At 59.0% G+C, this 4,894-nt stretch carries 5 protein-coding genes; 2 read left to right on the forward strand and 3 right to left on the reverse strand.

The genetic code is table 11. The features are described 5' to 3' along the window. The coding region (locus EN949_RS36020) for a hypothetical protein (RefSeq protein ID WP_164782618.1) at positions 1 to 206 on the forward strand (206 nt) is incomplete at its 5' end. A 21-nt stretch (positions 207 to 227) separates the two neighbouring features. On the opposite strand, the gene EN949_RS32975 is transcribed toward EN949_RS36020, so the two are convergent. The 3 genes from EN949_RS32975 to tssI are packed head-to-tail and all read right to left on the reverse strand — an operon-like array spanning position 228 to position 3,327. Beyond that, positions 228 to 569: a hypothetical protein gene (locus tag EN949_RS32975; RefSeq protein ID WP_127367057.1), complete on the reverse strand. Its 342-nt coding sequence runs from the start codon at positions 567 to 569 to the stop codon at positions 228 to 230. Further along, the gene (locus EN949_RS32980) at positions 566 to 991 is read right to left on the reverse strand and encodes a DUF6484 domain-containing protein (RefSeq protein ID WP_127371347.1); all 426 of its coding nucleotides are present in this window, start codon (positions 989 to 991) and stop codon (positions 566 to 568) included. The genes EN949_RS32975 and EN949_RS32980 overlap by 4 nt, the downstream gene beginning before the upstream one ends. 8 nt (positions 992 to 999) lie before the next feature. Next, a complete protein-coding gene (tssI, locus tag EN949_RS32985; RefSeq protein WP_127371918.1) occupies positions 1,000 to 3,327 on the reverse strand; it encodes a type VI secretion system tip protein VgrG in 2,328 nt (775 codons plus the stop codon). A 365-nt stretch (positions 3,328 to 3,692) separates the two neighbouring features. On the opposite strand from tssI, the gene tagH reads away from it, so the two are divergent. Beyond that, positions 3,693 to 4,733, forward strand: coding sequence for a type VI secretion system-associated FHA domain protein TagH (gene tagH / locus EN949_RS32990; RefSeq protein ID WP_127371919.1), 1,041 nt, complete (start codon positions 3,693 to 3,695; stop codon positions 4,731 to 4,733). The last annotated feature ends 161 nt before the right edge of the window (positions 4,734 to 4,894 follow it).

Here is a 4,894-nt window from a genome sequence, read left to right on the forward strand (position 1 = left end):
GGATATGCCTGTTCAAAGGCGGGATCTACATTGCCGGCAGCCGAGACGGAGTTCTGAAATACGACGAGAAAACGGGTTTGCAATCCGTCAAACCAACCGTCGTCAGCTACGGTTTGGTCGCCGATGAGCACCACATGGTTAGTTTCGGCGACAAGATCGCCATCCGCTTCAATGGCGAGACATGGGCGGGGATAAAGTTCGATTGAATGCGAAAGATTTGAGACGGATTATCGTCCTTGCGTCGCAAGATAGGACCGCACCTGATCCAAATTCAGGTCGCGTATGTGCATGCTGGCTGCTTGCGGCCGCAGCATCCGGGTGACGAAAAGTTCGCCCGCTTCCGGATACTGGGCATAAAGCTCTTCGGCGATTTCCAGGCCGGCAGGACCGGCTGTGCGCAAGCCATCCAGATGGGCTTCCAGCCGCTCGACAAGGCGGCCTAGGCGGACCTCATCCAGATCGAGGTTCTCGTCGGGATGAAGCAAATGGCGGTCATAGACCGTCCATAGGAATGCTGCCATCTCCGCGTGTTGGCGAACAATCTCGCGTAGGACCATCGCAGCCATCAGTTCAGGTTGACCGAGCCGCCACGGATGCGGTTGGTCGCGCTGGCGTGACTTGTCAAATAGGTGCCGCGGATGGTGATACGGCCGTCCTTTTCCATGATGATCGTTGCTTTGCCGCAACGTAGCTCGAGCCGCTCCTTCGCCGTAATTCGCATCAGCTCACCGTCCTGAACAATCTGCGGGACATTTGACTTGCGGGCAGCATCTACAATGCGACCGACGATGAGCGGTCGCCCAGGATCGCCATCCTGAAACAGCAGCGCCACTTCTGCGCCGATCATGTCCGACGTTAGTTCGGTCAGGCTGCGCGCGGGAACTGCCGTTTCATTCGGATTGCCGGGAAAGACGACCAGGGGAGCGTCCTCACCGAAACCGAGGAATGCACCGATGACAACCCCTTCGATGCGCTGTTTGGTCTTCGCCATCCGATGCCTCAGTTCTGGTTGATCTTTGAGCCCTTCATCGTGATGTCGCTGGATGCCTTCACGGTGATTTTGCCTGAACCATTGATGGAAATGTTCTTGCCGTCGATCGAGATCGTGCCATCCTTTTTCAGCCCTATCGCTGCGGAGCCGCACTTGATGATAATCGAATCTCCGGCCTCGATGACGAGATCCTGGCCGATCTTGATCAAACCGTCTTCCCCGACCTCTACCAAGCTTCCCTTGGCGATCTTGAGCGCTCGCGAGCCTCCGATTTCCGTCACGTCATCCGCGCCGACCTTCGCGCTTCGCTCTTTTCCTATCTCGGAAGTCAGTGCACCGCCGATCTTGAAACTCTGATCAGAACCTATCTTCACATTCTGCGCAGTTCCTATCTCCCAACTATCACTCGTGCCGACGCTATGGCTCTGACTCAAACCGACGCTCACGCTGCGCGTCGCGCCGACCGTGTTGCTCTGCAGCCCGCCGACGGTGCGCTGTTCCGCCGCTCCGACGCTGTCGACGCGCGCCGCACCGACGGTAATCGTCTGACCTATCCCCACAGTCTGAGAATGATTTGCGTCTATATTCTCCGTCGAGTTCGACACGACATGGATGGTCTCGTTGGCCATGACCGTCAGCGAACGGTTGGCGCCCACTGTCTCGGTGTCGTTCGAGCCGATGTTGGTGGTCTGGTCCACGCCGACCTTGACGGTCTTGTTGTTTCCGACGTCCTCGTCGAGGTTGTGGCCGACGGAGTGCTTGGCGTCGTGGTCGATGCGGTCGGACTGGTCGTGCTGCACCAGCTTGGTGCGGTCGTGCTTGACCAGAAGGTTATGGTCCTTCTGGGCCTGGAAATTGACCAGTTCGGAGCCGGCCTTGTCCTCGAACATCAGCTCGTTATAGCCGCCACCGCCTTTGGAGGAGTCGGACTTCCAGCCCGATTGCGTGGCGCTGCCCGGCAGCCCGTAGGGCGGCATCTGCGAGGCGTTGTAGACCCTGCCGGTAATGATCGGCAGGTCCGGGTCGCCTTCGATGAAGTCGACGATCACCTCCTGGCCGATGCGCGGGATCTGGATGAAGCCCCAGCCGCTGCCGGCCCAGGTCTGCGACACCCGCACGAAACAGGAGCTGTTCTGGTCCTTCTTGCCCAGACGGTCCCAATGAAACTGCACCTTCACCCGCGCATATTTGTCGGTAAATATTTCCTCGCCGGACGGGCCGACCACCGTCGCCGTCTGGGGGCCACGCATGATCGGCCGTGGCGTGATCCGCGGCGGACGATAGGGCAAGGCTGTCGGCGCCAAGCCGAGGATCACCTTGAAATTCTCGCTGTTGACGTCAGCATGGGCTCTGTAACCTGGATCAAACAGTCTGTATTCGGCGCTGACCACCAGATACTCCTGGTTCTGGTCCTCACGCGGAAAGCTATCCAGCTTGAACGTGCAGCCCGAATAGAGGCCGCGCACGGTGCCGACAGCGGCGATGCGCTGGTGGACGGCCTGGATTTCCTCACGCCGGATCGCGGCCAGGCTGTCTCCCCGGCCCGTTTCGAGATGCGCGCCGGGCTGGCGGTAGTTCTCACCCGCTGCCTCTTTGTGGCTGAACGGCTGGGCCGACTTGGCCATGAGATCGGCGCCCGGCTTCGTGAAATCATAGTCAGTGTGGGCATAGGCGCCTGGGCGCACCGAACTGCCCGGTATCCATTCAGTGATGTATTCGACATCGCGCCGCGAACCCTGACCTTCAAAGTTATAGAGCACTTTCTCGTAGCCCGGCGCAGGCTTCAGCTTGCTCATCGCATCGGCCAGGACAAGCGTGTGCTTGCCGTCATCATGCTCGAAGAAATACAGGATGCCTTCATGCTCCAGCAGCCGCTGCACGAAATCCAGGTCGGGTTCGTCGTACTGCACGCAATATTCGCGCGGGGGATAGGACCCTTGCAGGCGCAGATCGAATTCCGCGATACCGTATTTCTTGAAGATGTCCTTGACGATGTCGAGGACGCTCTTGTTCTGGAAAATACGGCAATCGGTGGTGTTGCCGAGAAACCAGAGCCACGGCCTGATGACCGCCTCATAGTAGGCCAGCCGATCTTCCAGCCGGGTGAGCCGGAACTCGGAGACGATGCCGCTGAACCAGCGTTTCGGATCAGATTCAGCTTCGATCGAGAGCGGCCCGCCCAGCATCTTCAACGGATCGATATCGGAGTCGGTGCTCACGAATCCGACCGTATAGGCAAAACAACGGCTGATCTCATCGCGTCCGACAAGATGCGTGAAGGTCAACAGCTCGGAGCCAACCGGTGTCCGGACAACGGTGGCACGTTCATTGGGCATGGGTCGAGCCCCCTCCTGGACGCGGCCGCCAATGTGATGGATTTGAAGTTCCCGCTATATTAACAGCATTCCGTTCAGGAACTTCTTAAATCCGCCACGCCAGGCCATGTTGAGCCTACCACATGTTTTCCTGCTGGCCAAAGAGGACATGGGGCGACAGAAACCCAAACCGTATCGCGGTTGGTCGGATTCACGCGCTGCACCTTCAGGTCTTGTTTCATGCAATGTCGTTTTCTCAAACGGAGGGCACTTTTGGGCGACATGCATTAACCAGCCGGTTCATCGACTTGAAACGCTTCTGTCCTGTTTTACCCGCAAGCTGCTAGAATGGCGGAGTATCGATCAACGATCGACGGCGATCTCGGATGCACATCAGTCTGGAAATCAACAATGTCGACGCCTTGCCCGCTGGTACCTCGACCAGCTACGCGGCGCGTGATCGCGGCTTCGAAATCGGACGCGATGCTTGCGACTGGACCTTGCCGGATCCCGACAAGTTCATCTCGGGCCGCCACTGCGAGGTTCGCTACGAGGCGGGCGCGTTCTGGCTGCACGACATCTCGCGCAATGGGACTTTCATCAACGGATCGAGCCAGCGCATGACCGGGCCACACCGGCTTGGCCATGGCGACCGGATACTGATCGGCCGTTATGTCATCTTGGTATCGATCGACGAAGAGCGCGCCACGGCGGGCTACCCCAGCTACAAATCCGAGCAGCGAGACATGCCGCCCGCGACAGGCCGACCGCTGGAATTCAAAGATGCACCTTTCTTCGATCCCGCGCAGCAACGGCCCGGGCAGCGCATTCCGCCGCACTCCCCACCCCTGCCTTCGACCAGAGACGAGGTCTTGCGGGAGATCGCGATCGGAGCCGGCATTTCGCCGGAATTGCTTCAATTACGCGACCCGCATGAAGTTGCCGCCGAAATCGGCGCGGTCCTGCGGGCGGTGGTCGAGGAACTGACGTTGCTGCTGAAAGCACGTGCGGCCGCGAAAATGCTGGCCAAGAGCACACAACGAACGATGATCAGCGCCGCCGACAACAATCCGCTGAAGTTCGTTCCAGGAACCGACGAAATCCTCGAAATCATGTTCGCCCGTCGCAGGGCCGGCTATCTTGATGCCAGGCGCAGTATCGAGGACGCATTCCGCGATCTGAAGACGCACGAATTCGCCACCTATGCCGCCATGCAAGCTGCGCTCTCCCGACTGCTTGACGACCTGTCGCCCGAGGCGATCGGCAGGAAACTCCCGCCTACGTCGTTCACATCGAAGAAGGGGCAGGCCTGGGACGCCTATGTCGCGACATGGCGGACCATGGAGGAGGCACATGAAAACGGCATGCTGGACATCTTCCTGGCGTATTTCAGCGAGGCCTACGCCAAAGCCGACAAGCAAAAATAGGCGATCCAGGAAACGCCTGGCAGGGCAATCAGAAAAGTCCTCCGAGGCCCGGCATCCGGTTCCAATAAACAATTTCTGAGATTACAATCGCGTACGACAGTTCGCCAAGCGGGTAAGACTCATTGACCTGGGGGTCTGCGGCAATGTCATGCTACGGCGGG

Origin of the sequence: Mesorhizobium sp. M7A.F.Ca.US.007.01.2.1 (assembly GCF_003998165.1) — a bacterium.
In the GTDB taxonomy this organism is placed as follows: Bacteria; Pseudomonadota; Alphaproteobacteria; order Rhizobiales; family Rhizobiaceae; genus Mesorhizobium; species Mesorhizobium ciceri.